27 protein-coding genes and 1 other annotated feature are annotated in these 24,381 nt (G+C 48.8%); of the genes, 22 read left to right on the forward strand and 5 right to left on the reverse strand.

The annotated features are described in order from the left end of the window. Nucleotides 1-30: 30 nt before the first annotated feature. Both kduI and hxpB read right to left on the reverse strand, forming a co-directional pair. Entirely contained in the window at nucleotides 31-867 is an 837-nt protein-coding gene (gene kduI, locus SPM24T3_RS06205) for a 5-dehydro-4-deoxy-D-glucuronate isomerase (protein WP_009635869.1), read from the reverse strand. 217 nt (nucleotides 868-1,084) lie between these two features. Further along, entirely contained in the window at nucleotides 1,085-1,753 is a 669-nt protein-coding gene (gene hxpB / locus SPM24T3_RS06210; RefSeq protein WP_009635870.1) for a hexitol phosphatase HxpB, read from the reverse strand. 179 nt (nucleotides 1,754-1,932) lie between these two features. Between hxpB and SPM24T3_RS06215 the strand changes: the two genes are divergently transcribed. Then, nucleotides 1,933-2,484, forward strand: a complete 552-nt coding sequence (locus SPM24T3_RS06215) for a YniB family protein (RefSeq protein ID WP_009635871.1) — start codon at nucleotides 1,933-1,935, stop codon at nucleotides 2,482-2,484. A 108-nt stretch (nucleotides 2,485-2,592) separates the two neighbouring features. Here the strand turns inward: SPM24T3_RS06215 and SPM24T3_RS06220 are convergent, their stop codons facing one another. Further along, the gene (locus SPM24T3_RS06220; RefSeq protein WP_009635872.1) at nucleotides 2,593-3,456 is read right to left on the reverse strand and encodes a fructosamine kinase family protein; all 864 of its coding nucleotides are present in this window, start codon (nucleotides 3,454-3,456) and stop codon (nucleotides 2,593-2,595) included. A gap of 4 nt (nucleotides 3,457-3,460) precedes the next feature. Next, a complete protein-coding gene (locus SPM24T3_RS25845; protein ID WP_009635873.1) occupies nucleotides 3,461-3,688 on the reverse strand; it encodes a hypothetical protein in 228 nt (75 codons plus the stop codon). A 90-nt stretch (nucleotides 3,689-3,778) separates the two neighbouring features. Between SPM24T3_RS25845 and SPM24T3_RS06230 the strand changes: the two genes are divergently transcribed. From SPM24T3_RS06230 to ihfA, 9 genes are all read left to right on the forward strand, one after another. After that, nucleotides 3,779-4,411, forward strand: coding sequence for a transglycosylase SLT domain-containing protein (locus SPM24T3_RS06230; RefSeq protein ID WP_083836214.1), 633 nt, complete (start codon nucleotides 3,779-3,781; stop codon nucleotides 4,409-4,411). Nucleotides 4,412-4,770: 359 nt separating this feature from the next. Beyond that, a complete protein-coding gene (thrS, locus tag SPM24T3_RS06235; RefSeq protein WP_009635875.1) occupies nucleotides 4,771-6,699 on the forward strand; it encodes a threonine--tRNA ligase in 1,929 nt (642 codons plus the stop codon). A 3-nt stretch (nucleotides 6,700-6,702) separates the two neighbouring features. After that, nucleotides 6,703-7,254 (forward strand): translation initiation factor IF-3, encoded by a 552-nt coding sequence (gene infC / locus SPM24T3_RS06240; protein WP_071988410.1) that lies wholly within the window; start codon nucleotides 6,703-6,705, stop codon nucleotides 7,252-7,254. A gap of 100 nt (nucleotides 7,255-7,354) precedes the next feature. Further along, nucleotides 7,355-7,552: a 50S ribosomal protein L35 gene (rpmI, locus tag SPM24T3_RS06245; RefSeq protein WP_009635877.1), complete on the forward strand. Its 198-nt coding sequence runs from the start codon at nucleotides 7,355-7,357 to the stop codon at nucleotides 7,550-7,552. A 59-nt stretch (nucleotides 7,553-7,611) separates the two neighbouring features. Then, nucleotides 7,612-7,968, forward strand: a complete 357-nt coding sequence (gene rplT / locus SPM24T3_RS06250) for a 50S ribosomal protein L20 (RefSeq protein WP_009635878.1) — start codon at nucleotides 7,612-7,614, stop codon at nucleotides 7,966-7,968. 88 nt (nucleotides 7,969-8,056) lie between these two features. Beyond that, nucleotides 8,057-8,181 (forward strand) — a sequence feature (Phe leader region). After that, nucleotides 8,062-8,106, forward strand: a complete 45-nt coding sequence (gene pheM / locus SPM24T3_RS25420; protein WP_106120997.1) for a pheST operon leader peptide PheM — start codon at nucleotides 8,062-8,064, stop codon at nucleotides 8,104-8,106. Its footprint overlaps the feature before it by 45 nt. 77 nt (nucleotides 8,182-8,258) lie before the next feature. After that, on the forward strand, nucleotides 8,259-9,242 hold the full coding sequence (pheS, locus tag SPM24T3_RS06255; RefSeq protein WP_009635879.1) for a phenylalanine--tRNA ligase subunit alpha: 984 nt from the start codon (nucleotides 8,259-8,261) through the stop codon (nucleotides 9,240-9,242). Between the two features lie 14 nt (nucleotides 9,243-9,256). Then, nucleotides 9,257-11,644: a phenylalanine--tRNA ligase subunit beta gene (pheT, locus tag SPM24T3_RS06260; protein WP_009635880.1), complete on the forward strand. Its 2,388-nt coding sequence runs from the start codon at nucleotides 9,257-9,259 to the stop codon at nucleotides 11,642-11,644. A 4-nt stretch (nucleotides 11,645-11,648) separates the two neighbouring features. Further along, on the forward strand, nucleotides 11,649-11,945 hold the full coding sequence (ihfA, locus tag SPM24T3_RS06265) for an integration host factor subunit alpha (RefSeq protein ID WP_004717732.1): 297 nt from the start codon (nucleotides 11,649-11,651) through the stop codon (nucleotides 11,943-11,945). Nucleotides 11,946-12,362: 417 nt separating this feature from the next. Here ihfA and SPM24T3_RS25705 read toward each other — a convergent pair whose 3' ends face one another. Continuing rightward, nucleotides 12,363-12,515: a hypothetical protein gene (locus tag SPM24T3_RS25705; RefSeq protein ID WP_009635881.1), complete on the reverse strand. Its 153-nt coding sequence runs from the start codon at nucleotides 12,513-12,515 to the stop codon at nucleotides 12,363-12,365. 284 nt (nucleotides 12,516-12,799) lie between these two features. Between SPM24T3_RS25705 and SPM24T3_RS06270 the strand changes: the two genes are divergently transcribed. The 12 genes from SPM24T3_RS06270 (at nucleotide 12,800) to SPM24T3_RS06325 (ending at nucleotide 24,277) form a co-directional block, all read left to right on the forward strand. Then, nucleotides 12,800-13,189 carry a DUF2502 domain-containing protein gene (locus SPM24T3_RS06270; RefSeq protein WP_037377805.1) on the forward strand — a complete coding sequence of 130 codons (390 nt, stop codon included), beginning with the start codon at nucleotides 12,800-12,802 and terminating at the stop codon, nucleotides 13,187-13,189. Between the two features lie 165 nt (nucleotides 13,190-13,354). After that, entirely contained in the window at nucleotides 13,355-14,362 is a 1,008-nt protein-coding gene (btuC, locus tag SPM24T3_RS06275; protein ID WP_009635883.1) for a vitamin B12 ABC transporter permease BtuC, read from the forward strand. Nucleotides 14,363-14,436: 74 nt separating this feature from the next. Then, a complete protein-coding gene (locus SPM24T3_RS06280) occupies nucleotides 14,437-14,988 on the forward strand; it encodes a glutathione peroxidase (protein ID WP_009635884.1) in 552 nt (183 codons plus the stop codon). An 88-nt stretch (nucleotides 14,989-15,076) separates the two neighbouring features. Next, nucleotides 15,077-15,826, forward strand: coding sequence for a vitamin B12 ABC transporter ATP-binding protein BtuD (gene btuD, locus SPM24T3_RS06285; protein WP_009635885.1), 750 nt, complete (start codon nucleotides 15,077-15,079; stop codon nucleotides 15,824-15,826). 365 nt (nucleotides 15,827-16,191) lie between these two features. After that, the gene (gene arnB, locus SPM24T3_RS06290) at nucleotides 16,192-17,334 is read left to right on the forward strand and encodes a UDP-4-amino-4-deoxy-L-arabinose aminotransferase (protein WP_009635886.1); all 1,143 of its coding nucleotides are present in this window, start codon (nucleotides 16,192-16,194) and stop codon (nucleotides 17,332-17,334) included. After that, nucleotides 17,334-18,320 (forward strand): undecaprenyl-phosphate 4-deoxy-4-formamido-L-arabinose transferase, encoded by a 987-nt coding sequence (gene arnC, locus SPM24T3_RS06295; RefSeq protein WP_009635887.1) that lies wholly within the window; start codon nucleotides 17,334-17,336, stop codon nucleotides 18,318-18,320. Before arnB ends, arnC begins: the two co-directional genes overlap by 1 nt. After that, nucleotides 18,320-20,302, forward strand: coding sequence for a bifunctional UDP-4-amino-4-deoxy-L-arabinose formyltransferase/UDP-glucuronic acid oxidase ArnA (arnA, locus tag SPM24T3_RS06300; protein ID WP_009635888.1), 1,983 nt, complete (start codon nucleotides 18,320-18,322; stop codon nucleotides 20,300-20,302). The genes arnC and arnA overlap by 1 nt, the downstream gene beginning before the upstream one ends. Before the next feature lie 13 nt (nucleotides 20,303-20,315). After that, nucleotides 20,316-21,215 carry a 4-deoxy-4-formamido-L-arabinose-phosphoundecaprenol deformylase gene (gene arnD, locus SPM24T3_RS06305; protein ID WP_009635889.1) on the forward strand — a complete coding sequence of 300 codons (900 nt, stop codon included), beginning with the start codon at nucleotides 20,316-20,318 and terminating at the stop codon, nucleotides 21,213-21,215. Then, the gene (arnT, locus tag SPM24T3_RS06310; protein WP_009635890.1) at nucleotides 21,216-22,883 is read left to right on the forward strand and encodes a lipid IV(A) 4-amino-4-deoxy-L-arabinosyltransferase; all 1,668 of its coding nucleotides are present in this window, start codon (nucleotides 21,216-21,218) and stop codon (nucleotides 22,881-22,883) included. Next, entirely contained in the window at nucleotides 22,880-23,224 is a 345-nt protein-coding gene (gene arnE, locus SPM24T3_RS06315) for a 4-amino-4-deoxy-L-arabinose-phosphoundecaprenol flippase subunit ArnE (protein WP_037377756.1), read from the forward strand. Before arnT ends, arnE begins: the two co-directional genes overlap by 4 nt. Next, on the forward strand, nucleotides 23,221-23,613 hold the full coding sequence (arnF, locus tag SPM24T3_RS06320) for a 4-amino-4-deoxy-L-arabinose-phosphoundecaprenol flippase subunit ArnF (RefSeq protein WP_009635892.1): 393 nt from the start codon (nucleotides 23,221-23,223) through the stop codon (nucleotides 23,611-23,613). The genes arnE and arnF overlap by 4 nt, the downstream gene beginning before the upstream one ends. A 184-nt stretch (nucleotides 23,614-23,797) precedes the next feature. After that, nucleotides 23,798-24,277: an NlpC/P60 family protein gene (locus tag SPM24T3_RS06325; RefSeq protein WP_009635893.1), complete on the forward strand. Its 480-nt coding sequence runs from the start codon at nucleotides 23,798-23,800 to the stop codon at nucleotides 24,275-24,277. Nucleotides 24,278-24,381: the final 104 nt, after the last annotated feature.

The following is a 24,381-nucleotide window of genomic DNA, read 5'->3' on the forward strand; positions in this document are numbered from 1 at the left end:
TATCCTGTCTGACGTTGCTTAATAAAAGGTTTATCTGAGCGCGTTAACGGCAACGTGGTCCATATCATCAAACACCTGATTTTCGCCAACCATGCCCCAGATAAAGGTGTAACGCTTGGTGCCTACGCCCGAGTGAATCGACCAGCTTGGAGAAATCACTGCCTGTTCGTTGTGGACCAGCAAATGACGCGTTTCTTGTGGCTGCCCCATCATGTGGAACACGGCGGTATCGTCATCCATATCAAAATAGAAATATACTTCCATGCGGCGATCGTGGGTGTGGCAAGGCATAGTGTTCCACAGGCTGCCTTCCTCGAGCTTGGTTAGCCCCATGGTTAACTGGCAGGTTTCCAGTACATCGGGAACGATAAATTTATTGATAGTGCGGCGATTGCTGGTACTGGCGTCGCCAAGAGTTTGAGGCGAAGCTTCTGCCAGCGTTATTTTCTTGTCCGGGAAACGAGTGTGTGCAGGCGCACTGTTGTAATAGAACTTGGCCGGGCGTGCCGCATCAATGCTGCTGAACTCAACCTGTCGGGCACCTTTGCCTACATACAGCGCCTCTTGGTTGCCAATTTCATAGGTTTTTCCGTCGACCTTGATAAGTCCGGGTCCGCCAATATTGATCACCCCCAGTTCACGACGTTCAAGGAAGTAGCTAACGCCGAGTTGTTTACCGACTTCATCTCCGACCGTCACGGCCTTTTGAACCGGCATTACACCGCCGATGATAATGCGGTCAATATGACTGTAAGTCAGGGTGTAAGCATCTTTCTCAAAGATTTTCTCGATCAAAAACTCACGGCGTAATCCTGCGGTATCGAGCTGTTTGGCGTGATCGCTGTGAATACTTTGGCGGACTTGCATAGCGGGACCTCTTCATCGTAACCAATGGGGAATTAATCGCAGCAGTAACCACTGCTTGATTTCGTCGATGAGAGAAGCATAGAAGTATTGGTATGTGAATTCAATAAAAATGAAATGATGTTTTATTTTTATTGGTTGCGATTCTTAAGTTTGTGATGCAGGTCAAAAAAATAGCGGACTCAAGAGGCCGCCATGATAGAAATACAGTTTTCAAAACCTACAGGCCCAAATGCGCCGACGTCAGTTGTGCTAATGATGAAAGCTTGGCATCGGCCAGCGCCCAGCGCGGGTCCGCGGCATGTTGCTTGTCTGGAACGACAATCGAGCGCATTCGTGCCGCTTTGGTCGCGATCATCCCGTTAAAGGAATCTTCCAGAGTGACGCAATCCAGTGGGTCAATACCTAATTCAGCAGCAGCCAGCAAATAAACTTCTGGATGTGGTTTGCTGTAAGCCAGATATTCTGCCGATTGTCGCGTCTCGAAATACGATTGAAGATTAAACATATCCAGCACCTGATTAATCATGTGCAGCGGCGATGCCGAGGCGATACCAATTTTCAAACCTTGGGACTGACAAAGTTTCAACGCGTGTTCTACACCGGGCAGCAGAGGGCGGGTCGCTGCAACCTTTTCAACGGTAGTGGCGATAATTCGTGCCGTTACCTCGGCTTCGCTGGGGCCTTGCCACGGCAGAACGCGTGCCCACATGCGAACCGTCTGGTCGATTCGTAACCCTAATGTACTGGGAACAAGATGTTTTTTGGAAATATCGACACCGATACTGGCGAAAACCTCCAACTCGGACTCCATCCAAAAAGGCTCTGAATCAATCAGAAGTCCATCCATGTCAAAAATTGCGGCCTGAACGGGTTTTACATGACTCATTTTTAAAACTCCCAGTTACACTGAATTAGCTTGATGATAAAAAGAGCATAACACACCCAAACTCTGTGCTCAGCGCCGAAATAATGAGCCATTCAAAGATGTTAACTAAAATTTTGGGCGTGTTTCGATAACTATGGTTAAACTGACGCTTCTAAGAGACGTCCTAACAAGGGGAATTCATGACGTATCAACAAGCAGGCCGCGTAGCCGTCTTAAAACGGATCCTGGGATGGGTCATTTTCATCCCAGCTTTGCTATCGACGGTTATTTCGATGCTTAATTTCTTTTATGCGCAAGCCAAAGGCGAGAAGGGCATTAATGCGGTGATGGTTGATTTCGTCCACGTCATGGTGGATATGGCCAAGTTTAACACCCCGTTTCTGAATGCATTCTGGTATAACGCGCCGCAGCCGGTATTAGGGCAGGGCGTCACCAGCGCCAATCTGATGTTTATCGTCATTTACTGGCTGATTTTTGTTGGATTGGCTTTGCAGGCCAGCGGCGCGCGGATGTCCCGTCAGGTGCGTCACATCCGTGAGGGCGTGCAGGATCAGCTGATTCTGGAACAGACTCGTGCAAGCGAAGCCAGAACACAGCAGCAAATTGAAGAGAAGATTGTTATTCCTCGACACACCATCTTCCTGCAGATTTTCCCGCTATATATTCTGCCGCTAATTATTGCAGTTATTGCCTATTTCGTTTTGAAATTATTAGGTTTACTGGGGCAATAAACACCACGCGTTAATCTCGGTAAGTTAAGCATTCTAAATAGAATAAAGCCTGAGCATAAGGATAGGTTCAGGCTTTATTTTTCCTCTGGAAATTGCGCATTATTGCCATTATTTATCGTGTAATAATCTCTCAATGGCGCGTTGCGCGACCACCTCATGCTGTCCGCCAAACAGGTTACTGCGATTCAATAAATAATAAAGCTGATACACCGTTTGACGATCAATATAGCCAGCTGGAAGCGGGGTAATACTTTGATAACCATCAATAACCTGATTAGGAATATTCGGATATAGCGGCAACATAGATAAATCACATTCCCGGTCTCCCCAATAGCATGCCGGGTCGAATATTATCGGGCCGTGTTCAGACTGGCCGCAGTTATGTGGCCATAAGTCGCCATGTAACAGCGAAGGTTGTGGCTGATGGTTTTGTAACTTTGACCGTACTCGCTCGATAATCAGCTCGGTATCGCCGAAATTCATGCCTTTTTCAGCCGCGAGTTGCAACTGCCAACCGATGCGCTGTTGAGAGAAAAAGGTCGACCACTTGCGTTGCCAGGCATTAGGTTGCGGCACGGTAGCGAGCTCGTTATCAAAATCCAGGCCAAATTCCAGCTGTTCGCTCCACTGATGCAGTGCGGCTAGCTGCTGCCCCAAAAGGTACGCGTTATCGACATCAAGCGAGATAAGTGGCAGATATTCCAGTAACAGAAAACTGTAATCACGGTCACTGCCGACACCATAAACCTCTGGTACGCGTACCGTTTTACTTTTGGCAAGCATGGCCAACTGGTCTGCTTCGGCAGCGAACAACGGCAACAGTTCTCGTGAGTTACATTTTACGAACACTTCTTTATCCCCGTAGTTCAAGCGCCAGGCGGCATGGATTTCTCCTCCCGGTAGCTCGACACGTTCACGGATTTCTGCACTTCCAAGATGTTCACTCAACAGACGATTAACGGCTTGCCACATGGTATCACCCCTTCGGACTGGCCAGATAATTCATTAAGTTAGCGGTTTTGTTGCCGGAAAACCCCGATCGAGCGCACAGCGCGACTGGCTGATGTCGATTATTTAACGCCCACGAATTAGGACTTTCATTAATCTTGAACAGGTCAACGATATTATTAAATGCTTTATGAGTATAAACAGACATTAATACAGGAATTATCCGATCGACTAATTCCTTAGATTCTTGTTTCATCTACCATTCTCAATAATAGCCGAAAAAAATATTCTCGTGTTCAAAAAATGTGTATATGCTGGCTTTCGTCCAAGTCGCGAGAGATCTCAAGTGAAACTCAAATTTCTATATTTGATGACTGCGCTATTTTTGGCGGGGTGCGCAAAACAAACCCCAATACAAACAAGTAAATTGATTACCCAACCCAGTGTTCAGGAAGAGCCATCGTTAATGCATCAGGGCCCTTACGGCACGGTGATTAAACAGGCTGCGAGTACTTACGGTGTTGACGAAACACTGGTTAAAGCGATTATTCAGGTCGAATCAGGATTTAACCCAGGGGCAGTGAGCAGATCCAACGCAGTGGGTTTGATGCAGCTTAAAGCTTCCACCGCCGGGCGCGATGCCTACCGGTTGAAAGGGCGAGATGGGCAACCGACCACGCACGAACTTAAAGATCCACGAGTTAACATAGATTTGGGTACTGCTTACCTAAGCATGTTGCAGCAGCAATTGGCCGGGATTAACAATCCAGAGACCCTGCGCTATGCCACTACGGTTGCTTATGTAAACGGAGCTGGAGCACTGTTGAGAACCTTCTCGAAAGACCGGGTTTATGCGGTGGCACAAATCAATCAGCTAACACCTGAACAGTTCTACAAACATATACAAAAAAACCATCCGGCAGCTCAGGCACCACGTTATCTTTGGAAAGTTAACAACGCCTATCTGGCGATGCGTTAAGCCAAATATAACAAGTATCTATTCTGAACGCTCCGTAGTGTATCTCTCGCTGCGGAGCGTTTGATCTTTCTGTGCTGACTATAATCTCACGATTTACCGCCATGACTGGCTTTGCGGCATACCGCGGGTCATTTCATGAAAAAAGCCACGTAAGTTGCTGGAAAAATGCGCTTTACGGGTGATACACTCTGCCTCAGTTCTTTGCGTCACACCCTGTGTTCTGCCGTTTTTAGAATCCAGGCGTGTATATATTTGGCAAGGTAAAGTCGAATAGCGCAATCAACCAAATGAATTCAAATACAAATATTTTTCTATATGTGCTCTGTCGTGTGGGGCACCACTGTAGATGAGGAAAGACCATGCCTGTTATTACTCTCCCTGATGGTAGTCAGCGTCAGTTTGACCATCCTGTTTCTCCTTATGATGTTGCACTGGATATCGGCCCAGGTCTGGCGAAAGCCTGTATCGCTGGCCGTGTAAACGGTGAGCTGGTCGATGCCGGCGATCTTATCGAGAACGATGCTCAATTAGCCATTATCACCGCAAAAGATGATGCCGGTTTAGAAATTCTCCGTCACTCCTGTGCGCACTTGCTGGGTCACGCTATCAAGCAGCTTTGGCCTAACACCAAGATGGCTATCGGTCCTACAATCGACAACGGTTTTTACTACGATGTAGACTTGGACCACACGCTGACTCAGGAAGATATCGATCTGCTTGAAAAGCGCATGCACGAACTGGCTGAAAAGAATTACGACGTTATTAAAAAGAAAGTCAGCTGGCAGGAAGCGCGCGATACCTTTGAAGGTCGCGGCGAGCAGTACAAGATTGCCATTCTTGATGAAAACATCAGCCACGACGATCGTCCAGGCCTGTATCATCATGAAGAATACGTTGATATGTGTCGTGGTCCACACGTGCCAAACATGCGTTTCTGCCACCATTTCAAGCTGCAGAAAACGTCTGGTGCTTACTGGCGTGGTGACAGCGACAATAAAATGTTGCAGCGTATTTACGGCACTGCCTGGGCTGATAAAAAGCAGTTGAATTCCTACCTGCAGCGTCTTGAAGAAGCGGGCAAGCGTGACCACCGTAAAATCGGTAAAGCCCTTGACCTCTATCATATGCAGGAAGAAGCGCCTGGTATGGTGTTCTGGCACAATGACGGCTGGACTATCTTCCGCGAGCTGGAAGCCTTCGTGCGTATGAAGCTGAAGTCTTATCAGTATCAGGAAGTCAAAGGCCCGTTCATGATGGACCGTGTGCTGTGGGAAAAAACCGGCCATTGGGACAACTATAAAGATGCGATGTTCACTACCTCTTCCGAGAACCGTGAATACTGTATCAAGCCAATGAACTGCCCGGGTCACGTACAGATTTTCAACCAAGGGTTGAAGTCTTATCGCGATCTGCCACTGCGTATGGCCGAATTTGGTAGCTGCCACCGTAACGAGCCGTCAGGTGCCTTGCACGGTCTGATGCGCGTTCGTGGTTTCACTCAGGACGATGCCCATATCTTCTGTACTGAAGAACAGGTTCGTGATGAAGTGAATAGCTGCATCAAAATGGTCTACGATGTGTACAGCACTTTCGGTTTTGAAAAGGTTGTGGTCAAGCTGTCGACCCGTCCTGCCAAGCGTATCGGCACAGACGAAACCTGGGATCGTGCAGAAGCCGACCTCGCCGCTGCATTAGTCGAAAATAACATCGCTTTCGAATATCAGCCGGGTGAAGGGGCGTTCTATGGTCCTAAAATTGAATTTACCTTGCATGATTGTTTGGATCGTGCGTGGCAGTGTGGTACCGTGCAGCTCGACTTTTCATTACCTGAGCGTTTAGACGCAACTTACATCGGCGAAAGCAACGATCGTAAAACCCCGGTAATGATTCACCGAGCAATTTTGGGTTCAATGGAACGCTTCATTGGTATTCTGACCGAAGAATACGCGGGCTTTTTCCCAACCTGGATTGCACCGGTACAGGTAGTTGTGATGAATATTACTGATTCACAAGCGCCTTACGTCGAAGAATTGACAAAAAAACTGCAAGATGCAGGTATTCGCGTTAAAGCCGACTTGAGAAATGAGAAGATTGGCTTTAAAATCCGCGAGCACACGCTGCGTCGTGTTCCCTACATGTTAGTTTGTGGCGATAAAGAGGTCGAATCAGGCAAAGTTGCCGTTCGTACTCGCCGTGGCAAAGACTTGGGAAGCATCGACGTTAGCGAAGTCGTAGACAAACTGTTGGCGGAGATCCGCAGCAGAAGTCTTCATCAACTGGAGGAATAAAGTATTAAAGGCGGAAAACGAGTTCAACCGGCGCGTCCAAATCGCATTAACAGAGAAATTCGCGCGCAAGAAGTTCGCCTCACAGGTATCGATGGCGAACCCCTTGGGATTGTGAGTCTGAATGAAGCTCTTGAAAAAGCTGAGGAAGCTGGTGTTGATTTAGTAGAAATCAGTCCGAATGCCGAGCCGCCGGTTTGCCGAATCATGGATTACGGCAAGTTCCTCTACGAGAAGAGCAAATCGACCAAAGAACAGAAAAAGAAACAAAAAGTTATTCAGGTTAAGGAAATCAAATTCCGACCTGGTACCGATGATGGCGACTATCAGGTCAAACTACGCAACCTGATTCGCTTTCTGGAAGATGGCGATAAAGCCAAAATCACACTGCGTTTCCGCGGTCGTGAAATGGCGCACCAGCAGATCGGTATGGAAGTGCTTAACCGCGTCCGTAAAGACCTGTGTGAAGATATTGATCTGGCAGTGGTCGAATCCTTCCCTACGAAGATCGAAGGCCGTCAGATGATTATGGTGCTCGCACCCAAGAAGAAACAATAAGGCTCTACAAGTAGCCTGACCCACAGTGTGCTTGCACGCTGTGGGTCATGTTCGCCTTACTGATTCATGTTATTAACAATGCGAAGTGGAATTATTAATAATGCCAAAGATCAAAACAGTACGCGGCGCCGCTAAACGCTTCAAAAAGACTGCCAATGGCGGTTTTAAGCGTAAGCACGCTAACCTGCGTCACATTCTGACCAAAAAATCGACTAAGCGTAAACGTCACCTGCGTCCAAAAGGCATGGTATCCAACAACGATTTGGGTCTCGTTGCTGCATGTTTGCCGTACGCTTAAAAATATATCTTTAAAGATATATCACTTTTTTTAATCAAGAATAAAACTCAGGAGAGCATATGGCTCGCGTAAAACGTGGTGTGATTGCACGTGCACGTCACAAGAAAATTTTAAAGCAGGCGAAAGGTTACTACGGTGCCCGTTCGCGCGTATATCGTGTTGCATTCCAGGCTGTTATCAAAGCTGGTCAATACGCTTACCGTGACCGTCGTCAAAAGAAACGTCAGTTCCGTCAGCTGTGGATCGCGCGTATCAACGCAGCAGCTCGTCAGAACGACATGTCTTACAGCAAATTCATCAATGGCTTGAAAAAAGCTTCTATTGAAATTGACCGTAAGATTTTGGCTGATATCGCAGTATTCGATAAAGTGGCATTCTCTGCACTGGTCGAAAAAGCGAGAGCAGCTCTGGCGTAAGTCAGGTGAAAGAGGGAGCTTGCTCCCTCTTTTATATTGCGTTGATAACATTATTACGTCGATAACACCGTAAATATTTAAGGTAATGCAAGCATGAATGCTGCTATTTTCCGCTTCTTTTTTTACTTTAGCGCCTGACTCAGGAAGGCTTTCGCGCGTAAGAGAAGAAACGGAAACTAGCGCTAAAGCCTCCCCTGTGGAGGCTTTTTTTTTACTATTACCTTTCGAAAATCAGTTACTCATACTTTTATTTCACATCGGGTCACATCGGCCAGAAGAAGAGGAAAGCAATGTCACATCTCGCAGAACTGGTTGCCAACGCCAAGGCCGCCGTAGAGAGTGCCCAGGACGTCGCCGCGCTGGATTTAGTGCGCGTCGAGTATTTAGGTAAAAAAGGGCATTTGACCCTTCAGATGACTTCACTGCGCGAACTGCCAGCGGAAGAACGTCCAGCAGCCGGTGCAGTAATCAACCAGGCCAAGCAGGAAGTTCAGGATGCGCTGAATGCCCGCAAACACGACCTGGAGTCTTCCGCGCTGAATGCTCGACTGGCTGAAGAGACTATCGATGTCTCACTGCCTGGCCGCCGCATCGAAAACGGTGGTTTGCATCCGGTGACTCGCACCATCGACCGCATTGAGACTTTCTTCGGCGAATTAGGTTTCTCTGTTGAGACCGGTCCGGAAATTGAAGATGACTATCACAACTTTGATGCGCTGAATATTCCTGGCCATCATCCGGCGCGTGCCGATCACGATACCTTCTGGTTTGATGCCACCCGTTTGCTGCGCACCCAAACTTCTGGCGTGCAGATCCGTACCATGAAAGAGCAGCAGCCGCCTATTCGCATCATTGCACCGGGTCGCGTTTATCGTAACGATTACGACCAGACTCACACCCCGATGTTCCATCAGATGGAAGGCCTGATCGTTGATAAAAATATCAGCTTCAGCAATCTGAAAGGTACGCTGCACGATTTCCTGAATAACTTCTTTGAAGCTGATTTGCAGATTCGTTTCCGCCCTTCATATTTCCCGTTCACCGAACCTTCTGCAGAAGTCGATGTAATGGGCAAGAACGGCAAATGGCTCGAGGTACTGGGCTGTGGCATGGTGCACCCAAACGTGTTGCGCAATGTGGGTATCGATCCTGAGATCTACTCCGGTTTTGCGTTCGGCATGGGCATGGAGCGTCTGACCATGCTGCGTTACGGCGTGACCGATTTGCGTGCGTTCTTCGAAAACGATCTGCGTTTCCTCAAACAGTTTAAGTAAGGCGGGAATATCACATGAAATTCAGTGAACTCTGGTTGCGTGAGTGGGTAAACCCAGCCATCAGCAGCGAAGCATTATCCGAACAAATTACTATGGCCGGTCTGGAAGTTGACGGCGTTGAAGCAGTGGCCGGTGCCTTCCACGGCGTGGTGGTGGGTGAAGTGGTCGAATGCGGCCAGCACCCAAATGCCGATAAGCTGCGCGTAACTAAAATCAACGTGGGTGGCGATCGCCTGCTAGACATCGTTTGCGGCGCACCAAACTGCCGTCAAGGCTTGAAAGTGGCCGTGGCGACCGTGGGTGCTGTTCTGCCGGGCGATTTCAAAATCAAGGCAGCCAAACTTCGCGGCGAACCTTCAGAAGGCATGCTGTGCTCGTTCTCAGAATTGGGTATCGATGTCGAAAGCGAAGGCATTATCGAACTGCCGCTGGATGCGCCAATTGGCACTGATATCCGCGAATTCTTGCAGCTTGATGACAACACTATTGAAATCAGCGTCACTCCTAACCGCGCTGATTGTCTTGGTATCATCGGTATTGCCCGTGATGTTGCTGTTGTAAGCCAGCTGCCACTGATCGAGCCAGACATGTCACCGGTTGCTGCGACCATTACCGATACGCTGCCAATCGATGTTCAGGCGAGTGACGCCTGTCCGCGCTATTTGGGCCGTGTGGTTAAAGGCATTAACGTTGCTGCCGCGACTCCGCTGTGGATGACTGAAAAACTGCGCCGCTGCGGGATTCGTTCTATCGATCCGGTTGTCGATGTCACCAACTATGTACTGCTCGAACTGGGCCAACCCATGCACGCTTTCGATCTGAATCGCATTGAAGGCGGCATCGTAGTGCGTCTGGCGCAGAAAGACGAAACTCTGACTCTGCTCGATGGTACCACTGCCAAGCTGAACGACGACGTGCTGGTCATTGCCGACCATAAGAAAGCGCTGGCAATGGGCGGTATTTTCGGCGGCGAACATTCCGGCGTCAATGAACAGACTCAAGACGTGTTGCTGGAGTGTGCTTTCTTCAATCCGCTGTCTATCACCGGTCGCGCTCGCCGTCAGGGCCTGCACACTGATGCTTCACATCGCTACGAACGCGGTGTTGACTCACAGCTGCAATATAAAGCCATGGAACGTGCTACCGCGTTGTTACTGGAAATTTGCGGCGGCCAGGCTGGTCCGGTAATTGATGCAAGCAATGAAGCAACACTGCCGAAAGCGGCCAAAATCACTCTGCGCCGTGAAAAGCTGGATCGTGTGATTGGTCACCACGTTGAAGATGCTCAGGTCACTGATATCCTGCAACGTCTGGGCTGTGAAGTCGACGTTAAGGCTGATACCTGGATAGCTGTTGCGCCAAGCTGGCGTTTCGATATGCAAATCGAAGAAGATTTGATTGAAGAAGTCGCACGCGTATACGGCTACAACAATATTCCAGATGTGCCTGTCAAAGCGAATCTGGAAATGACTCAGCATCGTGAGGCCGATCTTTCGCTGAAACGTGTGAAAAATCTTTTAGTTGATCGCGGTTTCCAGGAAGCGATCACCTACAGCTTTGTCGATCCTAAGGTTCAGCAATTGCTGCATCCGGGTGAAGACGTGCTAATGCTGCCAAGTCCAATCTCGGTAGAAATGTCAGCGATGCGCCTATCACTGTGGACTGGCTTGCTCTCATCAGTGGTTTACAACCAGAATCGCCAGCAAAGTCGCGTGCGCCTGTTCGAAAGCGGCCTGCGTTTTGTACCTGATTCCGCAGCATATTTGGGTATCCGTCAGGATGTCATGCTGTCTGGTGTGATCTCGGGTCATCGCAACGAGGAACACTGGGATCTGGCGCGCAATGCGGTTGACTACTACGATTTGAAGGGTGATCTTGAAGCGATTCTAGAACTTACCGGCAAATTGGATCATATCCAATTCAAGGCCGAAGCTAACCCGGCGTTGCATCCAGGACAAAGTGCTGCAATTTATTTACACGGCGAACGCATTGGTTTCATTGGGGTAGTGCATCCGGAACTCGAACGTAAGCTTGACCTCAATGGCCGAACTGTAGTGTTCGAAATGTTGTGGAACAAGCTCGCAGACCGCGTCCTGCCTGACGCGCGCGAGATTTCACGCTTCCCGGCGAACCGTCGCGACATCGCTGTTGTGGTCCCTGAAAACGTCGCTGCAGAAGATATTTTGGTAGAGTGTAAGAAAGTTGGCGCAAATCAGGTAGTTGGCGTAAACTTATTTGACGTGTACCGTGGCAGGGGCGTAGCGGAAGGTTTTAAAAGCCTGGCTATTAGTCTGGTATTGCAGGATACCGCTCGTACACTGGAAGAAGAGGAGATCGCCGCTACTGTTGCAAGATGTGTAGAGGCTCTAAAACAGCGATTCCAAGCATCCTTGAGGGATTGAACCTATGGCGCTTACTAAAGCTGAAATGTCAGAACACCTGTTTGAAAAGCTCGGGCTGAGCAAACGGGATGCCAAAGACCTGGTTGAGCTATTTTTTGAAGAGGTACGTCGTGCTTTGGAAAATGGTGAACAAGTTAAATTGTCTGGCTTTGGCAATTTTGATCTGCGTGACAAAAACCAACGTCCGGGGCGTAACCCGAAAACTGGCGAGGACATTCCTATTACGGCGCGCCGTGTGGTGACCTTCCGTCCAGGACAGAAGTTGAAAAGCAGAGTGGAAAATGCCACTCCGAAAGAGTAAATCAGTGTGATAAAAAGGCCGCGAATGCGGCCTTTTTTTTTGCTTTAAATTTGGCCGGTAACCTGGGATAAAAACGAGGTGAAATATGACAGAAATATGTCTAATGAAAAGGATTTACTAGAAGTGAAAAGATAACGTTAAAGCAGTGGGATCTTCAAGATTAGTCTGATAGATTAAATTTCTCAGCGAAAGGAAGCGTTTTATTATTTGGGTGGTAATTTCAGATTTAATATTTACTCTTTATAATTCGCTAGCATTATTAATAACTACAGGTGACAGTTTCTGTCTGTAAGAAGTTTTTAGTGGTAATAAAAAAGGGACCGAAGTCCCTTAGTATAAAGTTAGATAGCATTTTAACTTAAGCCAAATAATATCTTGTCGAATAAGTAATATTTGAAAAGTTAAATCAGATCGCTATTAACGAGGGCCACCACCGTGCCAGCCACCGCCGCCACCGCCATGATAACCACCACCGCCGCCGCCACCTGGGCCCCAGAACGGCGGGAATAAGCAGCCGCTTAGGCTACAGGCGACCAGAGCTACGGTAACAAATGCCAATATACGACGCATAATTATTCCTTGGTTTGATTAAACGTTCCAATTATAAATAAAACAAAAATTAACTGTTGTCAGACTAACGTTAAGAGTTGTTAGCGTAGTTATGAAAACTGAATGTTATTTACGCACAATTCTGCTGAGTTATTTCAGGTGGGATACATTTGTATGTTTATTGTAATCATGCTGCAATTTCAGCGAAAGCCAGCATTATTCTTATAGTCTGCTATCATTTTATTGAGGTCATATATTATTTATCGGATAGTAAACTTTTAGAAATTAATACTAAGGTGGACGTTGTGAAGAAAACTCATTTAATGCTGTGCGTTGCACTGGCTCTGCCTGCTATCGCACAAGTAAACTTTGTGCAGGCTGCTTCTATAAATGTGAATGCTCCAGGTGTCTCTGTGCACATTGGTGACAAGGACCGTCATGGTAACTACTGGGATGGTTATGACTGGCGTTCACCGCAGTGGTGGCGTGAACATCACAATCAACGTATTGGCGAGCGAAACAATCGCGGGCAATACTGGCACGGCGATCGCTGGGATGCAGCACCACCGCCCAAGCACAATAATGGTGGCCGTCCACAGCCGCACGGTCAGGGCGACCGTCCCGACCAGGGGAATGGCACCCACGGTATCAATGGTAGTGCGCCGATCCCACCAACCAGCGGTCCACACAGCTAACATTGCCGTTTTAAATTCAGTTTTCAAAAAACCGTCGCACTCAACTGTGGCGGTTTTTTTTATCTCTTTTTATCATCGTACGGCATTAAACATTCAAATGTGGCGTTAACTGTTTAATATAGGGAACATAATCACCGAGAAGTCTCAGGAGCCTGTCCCCAAAACATGTCATCTTCTCCTAACTTGACCGAGCTTGTGCGCCAGCAAAAGCGCCGTGACTGGCAGCGGCTTTGGCTATTGGCACTGCTACTGGCTGTGGTGCTGGTTCTCAGCCTGTGCGCTGGCGATCGCTGGTTTTGGCCAGATCAATGGTTAACTTCTTCCGCTAAACTCTTTGTCTGGCAAATTCGATTGCCTCGAGCGCTAGCCGTGATTTTGGTTGGGGCAGGGCTGGCCGTTTCCGGCGCAGTAATGCAATCGCTGTTCGAGAATTCATTGGCTGAGCCAGGTTTGCTTGGCGTCGCAAGTGGCGCAGGCGTGGCTTTGGTCATTTCTGTGATGCTGGGGCACGGTCTGTTACCGTCATGGGCTATAAGCTTAAGCGCTATTTCAGGCGCGCTGGCGGTGACCTTTCTCCTGATGCATTTCGCCCGCCGCCGACTTTTTGCGCATTCCCGCCTGCTGCTGGTTGGCGTGGCCATCGGCATTATCTGTAGCGCAGCCATGACCTGGGCCGTGTATTTTAGTTCGAGCCTGGATGTGCGCCAGCTAATGTACTGGATGATGGGCGGTTTTGGCGGTATCGACTGGCGTCAGTCCTGGCTGGGCCTGCTGCTTTTGCCGGTAGTGTTGTGGCTTTGTTTTCAGGGCCGCCCCCTTAATTTGTTGGCGCTGGGCATTAGTCAGGCGCAACAGCTCGGTTTACCCGTGGTGGTCTGGCGCAATGTGCTGGTTCTGGCGATAGGCTGGACAGTGGGTATCAGCGTCGCGCTTGCCGGGGTGATTGGCTTTGTTGGCTTGATAATCCCACACTTACTGCGGCTGATAGGGATAACCGACCAGCGCCGTTTGCTCCCGGCCTGCGCACTGGCGGGCGGAGGTATATTGCTGCTGGCTGATGTCACCGCACGTGTTGCCCTTTATTCGGCTGAGCTGCCGGTTGGCGTCGTCACTGCCGTACTAGGTGCGCCGCTGTTTATCTGGCTTTTATCCCGGGCAGAAAAGCATGATTAACTGAGGCAGCAGCTGTTTCGGCTTTAATAAACATCCCTCACAGTTATTACATTCCACAAAAAAGGAAATGACTTATGAGTAACGCAATTTATGATACCTCGCTTACCACTATTGATGGCAAAGCGACAAAGCTGGGTGCTTTTGAAGGCGAAGTTTTGCTAATAGTAAATGTTGCCTCGCAGTGCGGTCTGACAAAGCAGTATGAGGGGCTTGAAAGCCTTTATCAGACCTGGCATGACAAGGGTTTTGAAGTGCTGGGATTCCCTTGCAATGAGTTTGGTGCTCAGGAGCCTGGCACTGAAGAAGAGATTCAGACCTTTTGCAGCACGCAGTTTGGCGTCAAGTTTCCGATGTTCAGTAAAATTGAAGTCAACGGCGAGGGGCGTCATCCCTTATATAAGTCACTGATTGCGGCCCAGCCAAAGGCTATATTGCCAGAAGGGAGCGAATTTTATCAGCTTCTGGCGAGCAAAGGGCGCGAACCTGTGAAACCAGAAAATATTCTGTGGAACTTCGAGAAGTTTTTGGTAGGTCGTGATGGTAAGGTTATCCAACGCTTTGCACCTGATTTGACGCCGGAAGACCCGCTGTTGGTCGATGCTGTCAAAAAAGCTCTGGATAAATAATTCTGAGTAATGAAATGGGCGGGTTCCTGCCGCCCGGTAATTCCGAGACTGCTCAATTTCTGTCAGATCTGATTATGATGGTTAAAACATGCTGGAAATAAATCATCTTGCTGTGATTTCACGCTTATTACCCTTTAGCGCAAAGGTCAAACGTGGAGACCGAGTACATATTATTGGCCCAAATGGCGCAGGAAAGAGCAGCCTGTTAGCCGCGATTGCCGGAATGCTAAAAGCGGAAGGTGAGGTTGTTATTGCCGGAAACAGGATTACTGAATTATCAGGCAGGGAGCTTTCTCGTTACCGTAGTTATTTATGCCAGCAATATTTACCGCTGTCGGCCATGCCAGTATATCAATATTTATCTTTGCACCAAATAGCAGGCAGCAGCGCGGAAGCAGTGGATAAAACATTAACCCAACTCTGTAATCTGCTGCATCTCAATGACAAACTCGCACACAAAATAACTCAGCTTTCCGGTGGTGAATGGCAGCGAGTGAGGCTTGTTGCAACACTGTTACAGGTCTGGCCATCGGTGAATCCTCAGGGCTGCCTGCTACTGCTGGATGAGCCTGCCAACAGTCTGGATATTGCACATCAGCAGGCATTGGATTTGATTATTAACGAGTTTTGTAGTGAAGGGGGGATAGCTATTATTAGCGATCATGATCTTAATCACACCCTGCAGCATGCCTGTCGAGTGTGGATGCTTTCACAGGGAGAAGTGATAGCCAATGGCCTGACAGCCGAGGTTATGCAGCCTGAACCGTTATCTCTTAATTATGGCGTTTTTTTTAAATTGCATCATTTTGAAGGCAGGTCGTGGATTATGACCGTTTAATTTAAGCCTTATTAAGAACAAATAAATTTTTACTTTGTGAGCAAATCATTGCTCATTGATATTAATACAAGATTTATATTCCTTTATGAATTTTTTTTAGATACTGTTCTAGATTCTCCAAAAGGAAGGGAGTCAGAGATGTTTTTCACCTCATTTTTCGATGTAAAATCGCAATCTTTTAATTGCCAACAAACACTTGTTTTTACTTGTCAAATACTTGAATTTCCTTAATGTTAAATTAAGATTAAACAAGGATAATTGAGACAACTTTTCTTCTATACGTTTACTCGTTGTTAAATAACTAACATATACAGTTTGGCTCAACTAATGCCCTTTTGCGGTCCTTAAATTACAGGATATGCTCCATGGAAAATTTTTTGCCGTTTTCCCGCCCATCAATGGGTGATGAAGAAATCAACGCCGTTGAACAAGTTCTAAGATCAGGCTGGATTACCACCGGTCCGCAAACCCATCAGCTCGAACAGGATTTTTCTGCGGCATTTGGCTGTAAACACGCAATAGCGGTCAGTTCGGCAACCGGTGGAATGCATGTCACGCTGCTGGCGCTAGACATTGGACCCGGCGACGAAGTCATTACTCCTTCGCAAACCTGGGTCTCCACGCTGAACATGATTGTCCTGCTCGGCGCCGAGCCAGTAATGATCGACGTCGACCCAAATACTCTCATGGTCAGTGCCGAAACCATCGAAGCAGCGATTACGCCAAAAACCAAAGCCATTATTCCGGTGCATTATGCTGGCGCTTCGTTAGATCTCGACCCAATCTACGCCGTGGCAAATCGCCACAATATTACGGTTATTGAAGACGCTGCCCATGCGGCAGGCACTCAATACCGCGATCGCTGGATTGGCGCACAGGGCACCGCCATTTTTTCATTCCACGCCATTAAAAACATGACCTGTGCAGAAGGTGGATTAATCGCAACCGATGACGACGCGCTGGCTGCCAAGGTTCGCGCGCTGAAATTCCACGGTCTGGCGGTTGATGCTTTCGACAGGCAAGTGCAGGGCCGTCGTCCGCAGGCGGAAGTGATTGAACCAGGCTTCAAATATAACCTCTCAGATATTCACGCCTCGATTGCCGTGGTGCAGCTGAAACGTCTGGCGGCAATGAATGCCCGCCGTGCAGCTCTGGCCCGGCTTTATCTTGAAAAACTGGAAGGCACGCCGTTCCTGCCTATGCATGTGCCGAATTACCCGCATTTGCATACTTGGCATCTGTTTATGATCCGCGTAGATGAAGAGCGCTGTGGGCTTAACCGCGACACGCTGATGGAACGTTTGAAAGAGCTGGGGATCGGCACCGGCCTGCATTTCCGTGCTGCCCATACGCAAAAATACTATCGCGAGCGTTATCCAGACCTCTCATTACCCCACAGTGAGTGGAATACCGCGCGCCTGTGCAGTTTACCTATGTTCCCTGATATGCAGGACAGCGATGTTGACCGTGTAGTCGATGCGCTTAAATCCCTGGTGGAGAAGCAGTAGTGGCTCAGTTTGAAGAAATAAATAAAGTTTCAGTGGTTATTCCCGTATTCAATGAAGAAGAGAGCCTGCCTGTTCTGCTGTCACGCACGATTGCCGCCTGCCGCCAACTGACCATGCCTTTCGAAATCGTGCTGATTGATGACGGCAGTACCGACAACTCGGCAGAGCTGCTTACACAGGCCGCCGAGCAGCCAGAAAACTGCGTCGTTGCCGTATTGCTAAACCGAAACTATGGCCAACATTCGGCGATCATGGCCGGCTTCAATCAGGTCAGTGGCGATCTGGTGATTACTCTGGATGCTGATTTACAAAACCCGCCGGAAGAGATCCCGCGCCTGGTTGCCAAAGCTCAGGAAGGTTATGACGTCGTGGGTACTGTACGCTCGAATCGTCAGGATTCCTGGTTCCGTAAAAATGCCTCGAAAATCATCAACATGATGATTCAGCGCGCTACCGGCAAGTCGATGGGGGACTACGGCTGCATGCTGCGTGCCTACCGCCGACACATTGTTCAGGCGATGCTCAACTGTCACGAGCGCAGCACCTTTATTCCTATCCTCGCCAATACGTTTGCGCGCAAGACTGCTGAAATTCCAGTTTTGCACGCAGAACGCGAGTTTGGTGACTCAAAATACAGTCTGATGAAACTCATCAACCTGATGTTTGATCTGATCACCTGTTTGACCACCACTCCGCTGCGTATGCTCAGCGTGGTGGGCAGTTTTATTGCTCTGTTCGGCTTTTTACTGGCGCTGGTATTGATTCTTATGCGCTTGATACTTGGCCCTGAATGGGCTGCGGAAGGCGTATTTACGCTGTTCGCTCTGCTGTTTATGTTTATCGGTGCGCAATTTGTCGGCATGGGGCTGCTGGGTGAATACATCGGCCGCATCTATACCGACGTGCGTGCACGCCCGCGTTATTTCGTTCAAAAAGTCATCGGCGCCATAGCCGTAGATAACGATAAAGATCAGGAAATTAAATAATGAAAGCGATTGTTTTTGCTTACCATGACATTGGTTGTGTTGGCCTGAAGGCTCTGGTTGAGGCGGGTTATGATGTGCAGGCCGTATTTACCCATACCGACTCTCCTGACGAAAATAATTTCTTTGCCTCGGTCGCCCGTACTGGTGCCGAATTGAATTTGCCGGTGTATGCCCCGGAAGATGTTAACCACCCGCTGTGGGTAAGCCGTATCCGCGAACTGCAGCCAGACGTTATTTTCTCGTTCTACTATCGCAACATGCTGAGTGAAGAGATCCTTTCACTGGCACCAAACGGCGGATTTAACCTGCACGGCTCGCTTTTGCCACGCTATCGTGGCCGTGCGCCGGTTAACTGGGCGCTGCTTAACGGCGAAACCGAAACCGGCGTGACGTTGCACAAGATGGTGAAACGCCCAGATGCCGGCGATATTGTGGGTCAGCAGGTGGTCAGCATCACCCCACAAGACACCGCGCTAACGCTGCATGGCAAAGTACGCGATGCCGCTCAGGCACTGTTGCAACATTATCTGCCTGTTATGAAGAAGGGTGAAATCACTCTGACGCCGCAGGATGAGTCGCAGGCTAGCTACTTTGGTCGTCGCACCGCCGCTGACGGCGAGATCCACTGGCATAAATCTGCCACCGAGATCAATAACCTGATCCGTGCCGTGACTGAGCCTTATCCTGGGGCATTCACCTATCTCGGCCAGCGAAAAATGACCGTCTGGCGTGCAAACGTTGTTGATAAACAGCACGATAAACAGCCTGGTACAGTTATCTCAGCAGAGCCGCTAGTGATCGCCTGCGGTGAAGGCGCGCTGGAAATTGTTGCCGGTCAGAACGAATCTGGTCTGTATGTTCACGGTACGCGTCTGGCGCTGGAAATGGGAATTATGCCTGATGTCCGCCTGACTGGTCGACCAAACGCGGCTTTAAAACGCCGGACACGCGTGCTGATCCTCGGGGTTAACGGCTTTATCGGTAATCATCTCAGCGAGCGACTGCTTCGCGACGGTAAATACGAAATCTACGGTCTGGATATCAGTTCTGACGCGATCAGCCGTTTTATGGATAACCCGAATTTCCACTTTGTTGAAGGCGATATCAGTATTCACTCCGAGTGGATCGAGTATCACATCAAAAAATGTGACGTTGTGTTGCCGCTGGTGGCTATCGCCACGCCTATCGAATACACCCGCAATCCGCTGCGCGTGTTCGAGCTGGATTTTGAAGAGAATCTTAAAATCGTTCGCGATTGCGTGAAATACAAAAAACGCATTATTTTCCCTTCAACCTCTGAAGTTTACGGCATGTGTGATGACAAAGAGTTTGATGAAGATACTTCAAATCTGATCGTCGGCCCTATCAACAAACAGCGTTGGATCTATTCAGTTTCCAAGCAGCTGCTTGACCGCGTTATTTGGGCCTATGGTGCCAAAGAAGGGCTGCGTTTCACGTTATTCCGTCCGTTTAACTGGATGGGCCCGCGTCTGGACAACCTTGATGCTGCGCGCGTCGGCAGTTCTCGTGCCATTACCCAGCTGATCCTCAACCTGGTTGAAGGTTCGCCGATCAAGTTGATTGACGGCGGAGAGCAGAAACGCTGCTTTACCGATATCAACGATGGGATCGAAGCGCTGTTCCGCATCATTGAAAACCGTGACAATCTTTGCGATGGCGAGATTATCAATATCGGTAATCCAACCAACGAGGCAAGCATTCGCGAGCTGGCAGAAATGCTGCTCAAGAGCTTTGATGCACATCCGCTACGCGACCAGTTCCCACCGTTTGCCGGTATGAAGCTCATCGAAAGCAGCAGCTATTACGGTAAAGGCTATCAAGACGTTGCTCACCGTACGCCGAGCATCAAAAATGCCCGCAAGCTGCTGAACTGGACACCGGAAGTGAAAATGGACAAGACCATTGATGCGACTCTGGACTTCTTCCTGCGCTCGGTAGAATTGCCTGCTAACAAAGGATAATGCCTTGAGCGGAATGAAAAAAGTAGGCTTGAGAATTGATGTCGATACCTGGAGTGGCACCCGCAAGGGTGTCCCCGAGTTGTTAAGACTTTTGGATAAACACCAAATCAAGGGCAGTTTCTTTTTCAGCGTTGGGCCGGACAACATGGGGCGCCATTTATGGCGCCTTTTGCGTCCCAAATTTCTATGGAAAATGCTGCGATCCAACGCTGCTTCACTGTATGGGCTGGATATTCTGGTGGCCGGCACGGCGTGGCCAGGCAAGATAATCGCTAAAGATTTCGGCCCGCTGATGAGAAAAACCGCCGATGCCGGACACGAAATCGGTTTGCATGCCTGGGATCATCAGGGCTGGCAGGCGAAAGTTGAAAAATGGACCCCTGAACAGCTCGAACAGCAGGTGCGCAAAGGGTTAGTGGCGCTGGAAAACAGTATTGGTCGCCCGATTGATTGTTCTGCTGTTGCAGGCTGGCGCGGCGATCAGCGCGTCATCGATGTTAAAGAGAAATTCAATTTCCGCTACAACAGCGACTGCCGCGGGGTGGCAATCTTTCGTCCTCTGCTCAGCAGCGGTCAGCTTGGCACAGTGCAAATACCGGTGACCTTGCCGACCTACGACGAGGTTATTGGCACCGAGGTTAAGGTGGAAGGTTTTAACGATTTTATTCTTGATGCCATAGCCCAGGATAACGATCTGTCGGTTTACACCATACATGCCGAAGTGGAAGGTATGTCACTGTCCGCCATGTTTGATGAATTACTGACGCGCGCGGCAAAAGCGGGCATTGAGTTTTGCCCGCTGGGAAGCTTACTGCCCGCCGATCAGCAAACGCTGCCCGTGGGGCGAGTTGTCCGTGCGCCGTTCCCCGGTAGGGAAGGGTGGTTGGGTTGTCAGGAAATGGGATTGAATTAAATGCAAAACACCATTAAACGCGCCTGCGGCTTTATGCTGCTGGTGTTTTTTGCACTGGTTTATCTAATACCGTTAAATTTACGTGCGTTATGGATGCCCGATGAGACTCGCTATGCAGAAATCAGTCGTGAAATGCTGCAACGCGGAGACTGGATAGTTCCACATTTTTTAGGTTTAAGATATTTCGAAAAACCGGATGCAGGTTATTGGATCAACAATATTAGCCAGATGATATTTGGTCATTCAAACTTCGCAGTGCGATTTGGATCCGTATTTTCTACCGCTATGAGCGCACTGCTGGTGCTGTGGCTGGCTAACCTGATGTGGCGTAACCGCCAAAAGTCCTATACGGCCGTGCTGATTTACCTTTCATGCACCCTAGTATTCAGTATCGGCACCTACAGCGTTCTCGATCCGATGATTACGCTGTGGGTGAATGCTGCAATGCTGTGCTCTTATTTTTGTTTGCGAGTCAGTGGAAATCGTCAGAAAGCCTTGAGCTGGATTGCGCTGGGCCTTGCCTGCGGCATGGGTTTCATGACCAAAGGTTTTCTCGCGCTCGCCGTACCCGTGATTGCCGTTTTGCCGATAGTCTGGCAAGAGAAGCGTTTCAAGACCCTGCTAGGCTGGGGGCCATTGGCAATTGTCAGCGCATTGTTGCTGAGCCTGCCATGGGTGATTGCCATCGGCGAGCGGGAACCTGACTTTTGGCGCTACTTCTTCTGGGTTGAGCATATTCAGCGCTTTGCTGAAAAAAATGCGCAACACAGCGCGCCTTTTTGGTTTTACATACCGGTATTGTGTCTGGGCGTGTTGCCGTGGCTGGGATTATTGCCAGGTTCATTGGTTGCCGGATGGAAGAAAAGGGCACTGCGACCAGAGCTGTTCTTCCTGCTAAGCTGGGCCATTATGCCGCTGATTTTCTTTAGTATTGCCAAGGGAAAACTGCCAACTTATATTTTGCCATGCTTCGCACCATTGGCATTGCTGATGGCTGATTATTTCGAGCAGGTGCGTCAGTCAGCCAACCCGCGCGCGCTTAAAATAAATGGCGTAATCAATATCATTTTTGGATCGCTGGTGGTGATCGCATTGGTGGTGATTTCCGGTATTTTGCCTACTCATCTCAAACCGGTTTTTGCCCAGAATGAATTGTATAAGGTCCTGATTGCTATCGTCTGTTTCGCCGCCTGGGCACTGGCGGGAGCATTAAGCCTGACTCTGCCGCGTCGCTGGTATTGGTCCGCTGCGTGTCCGCTGGTCTTGGCACTTTTGGTCGGACAGGCGATTCCGCAAAAAATCATCGATTCAAAACAACCGCAGGAATTTATTCAGCAAAACTTTTCGCTGTTGAAACAAAGTCGATTTGTGCTCAGCGATGATGTGGGTATTGCCGCCGGATTGGGCTGGGAACTAAAACGCAGCGATATTATGATGTTTGATGAAAAAGGCGAGCTCGAATACGGGCTTGACTATCCCGATGCCGAGGGGCGTTTTATCAATACCCAAGGGTTCGCCAAATGGTTGAGCAACGCCCGTCAGCAAGGCGATGTCTCAATGGTATTGAAAGTCAGAAACGATGCACAAAGCTTTGCCGATCTCCCAGCGCCGGACAACCAGGTCAGGGGAAAACGCCTGATATTACTGTTCTATAAAAAACTGCCATGATGGGTTACTTATTGGTGCTGATAGTCAGCATTCTGACCTGCGCGGGGCAACTTTGCCAAAAAAAAGCCGCGCAGGCAGGCGCACACCAGGTTGCTGGTAATCTGGGGTCGATTTTACGCTGGATGATAGCAGCCGTGTTTTTTATGGGCTGTGGGCTGCTGCTCTGGCTGCGCGTATTGCAAATTTTACCTCTGAGTATTGCCTATCCCATGCTCAGCGTGAATTTTGTGTTAATCACCTTTAGCGCGCGCTGGTTTTTTGATGAGTTTATCGATCGCCGCCATTGGCTGGGCGTAGGGTTTATCATGTTAGGAATACTATTAATGGGAATTAGCCGTTGAAGGGCTATGCCTGGGGGGTTGCTAGCCTAATGCTGGTTAGCGCGGCGCAGCTGCTGATGAAATGGGGCATGAGTCAAATGCCGACGCTTTCACTGGATGCCCTGCTTTACTCTTTAATAATGAACCATTTAGTAGCGGTATTCATCGTCTGTTGTGGCATTGCCGGTTATGCACTGTCGATGGTGTGCTGGTTTTTCGCCTTACGTGAACTGCCGTTGAATCGTGCCTACAGTCTGCTAAGCCTGAGCTATGCAGTGGTTTATCTCGCCGCTGTGTGGTTACCGTGGTTCCACGAAAACATGCTTCCATTGAAGTCTTTAGGTGCTTTGTCGATCCTTTTGGGCGTGTGGCTTATCAACAGTAAGTCGGGAAAAGCGGCGATAAAATAGCCGCTGCGCTTGCCGTTTTTATTATTAACTTTCAATTTTCTTTCGTAAACCCAGTCGATTTTTGTTGGATGGCAGATAAAATAGCGCTAGATTCTTTTAATCCTTAGATAACGGCAAGTTATCCTATCCGGCGAGTTTTGCGCACGCGGGAACATTTCAGGATGTCAGCCAGGGAACGAAAGTAATGCAAAAATACTCCAGATTTTTTTATTCTCTGTTGGTATTAACAACATTGATCCTCAGCGGTTGTAGTAGCCATGCACCGATGCCAAGCGGAAACTTGTCAGATTCCCGTGTTGTTAAGGCACAGCTAAACTATCAGCTTAGTGAATGGCACGGCACGCCTTATCGCTACGGTGGCTTGGCACGCAGCGGTATAGACTGCTCTGGCTTTGTCTTCCGCACCTTCCGCGACAGATTTGGCGTTATTCTTCCTCGCTCAACCGCTGAACAGACTGAAATTGGTACCCGAGTTTCCCGCAAGGAGTTATTACCTGGAGATTTAGTGTTCTTCAAAACGGGTGCCGGTGAAAATGGCCTGCATGTCGGTATCTACGACAGTGGGGATGAGTTTATCCATGCTTCGACTTCTCGCGGTGTGATCCGCTCTTCTCTGGATAACGCTTATTGGCGTAAAACGTATTGGCAAGCACGACGAATCTAATTTCATTGTGATAAGTAAATAAAAATCAATGAGTTAAATTATTTTCAATAACAAATCATCAATGTTAAGTGATAATTATGTTAATAATAACTAAATGGAGTTTA

It is taken from the genome of Serratia sp. M24T3, assembly GCF_000257645.1.
Taxonomy (GTDB): Bacteria; Pseudomonadota; Gammaproteobacteria; order Enterobacterales; family Enterobacteriaceae; genus Rouxiella.

Bases quoted from the DNA above. Each gene is read 5' to 3' on its own strand.
- kduI (WP_009635869.1), bottom strand. From the start codon at position 867: ATGCAAGTCCGCCAAAGTATTCACAGCGATCACGCCAAACAGCTCGAT.
- hxpB (WP_009635870.1), bottom strand. From the start codon at position 1,753: ATGAGTCATGTAAAACCCGTTCAGGCCGCAATTTTTGACATGGATGGA.
- SPM24T3_RS06215 (WP_009635871.1), top strand. From the start codon at position 1,933: ATGACGTATCAACAAGCAGGCCGCGTAGCCGTCTTAAAACGGATCCTG.
- SPM24T3_RS06220 (WP_009635872.1), bottom strand. From the start codon at position 3,456: ATGTGGCAAGCCGTTAATCGTCTGTTGAGTGAACATCTTGGAAGTGCA.
- SPM24T3_RS25845 (WP_009635873.1), bottom strand. From the start codon at position 3,688: ATGAAACAAGAATCTAAGGAATTAGTCGATCGGATAATTCCTGTATTA.
- thrS (WP_009635875.1), top strand. From the start codon at position 4,771: ATGCCTGTTATTACTCTCCCTGATGGTAGTCAGCGTCAGTTTGACCAT.
- rpmI (WP_009635877.1), top strand. From the start codon at position 7,355: ATGCCAAAGATCAAAACAGTACGCGGCGCCGCTAAACGCTTCAAAAAG.
- rplT (WP_009635878.1), top strand. From the start codon at position 7,612: ATGGCTCGCGTAAAACGTGGTGTGATTGCACGTGCACGTCACAAGAAA.
- pheS (WP_009635879.1), top strand. From the start codon at position 8,259: ATGTCACATCTCGCAGAACTGGTTGCCAACGCCAAGGCCGCCGTAGAG.
- pheT (WP_009635880.1), top strand. From the start codon at position 9,257: ATGAAATTCAGTGAACTCTGGTTGCGTGAGTGGGTAAACCCAGCCATC.
- ihfA (WP_004717732.1), top strand. From the start codon at position 11,649: ATGGCGCTTACTAAAGCTGAAATGTCAGAACACCTGTTTGAAAAGCTC.
- SPM24T3_RS25705 (WP_009635881.1), bottom strand. From the start codon at position 12,515: ATGCGTCGTATATTGGCATTTGTTACCGTAGCTCTGGTCGCCTGTAGC.
- btuC (WP_009635883.1), top strand. From the start codon at position 13,355: ATGTCATCTTCTCCTAACTTGACCGAGCTTGTGCGCCAGCAAAAGCGC.
- SPM24T3_RS06280 (WP_009635884.1), top strand. From the start codon at position 14,437: ATGAGTAACGCAATTTATGATACCTCGCTTACCACTATTGATGGCAAA.
- btuD (WP_009635885.1), top strand. From the start codon at position 15,077: ATGCTGGAAATAAATCATCTTGCTGTGATTTCACGCTTATTACCCTTT.
- arnB (WP_009635886.1), top strand. From the start codon at position 16,192: ATGGAAAATTTTTTGCCGTTTTCCCGCCCATCAATGGGTGATGAAGAA.
- arnA (WP_009635888.1), top strand. From the start codon at position 18,320: ATGAAAGCGATTGTTTTTGCTTACCATGACATTGGTTGTGTTGGCCTG.
- arnD (WP_009635889.1), top strand. From the start codon at position 20,316: ATGAAAAAAGTAGGCTTGAGAATTGATGTCGATACCTGGAGTGGCACC.
- arnT (WP_009635890.1), top strand. From the start codon at position 21,216: ATGCAAAACACCATTAAACGCGCCTGCGGCTTTATGCTGCTGGTGTTT.
- arnE (WP_037377756.1), top strand. From the start codon at position 22,880: ATGATGGGTTACTTATTGGTGCTGATAGTCAGCATTCTGACCTGCGCG.
- SPM24T3_RS06325 (WP_009635893.1), top strand. From the start codon at position 23,798: ATGCAAAAATACTCCAGATTTTTTTATTCTCTGTTGGTATTAACAACA.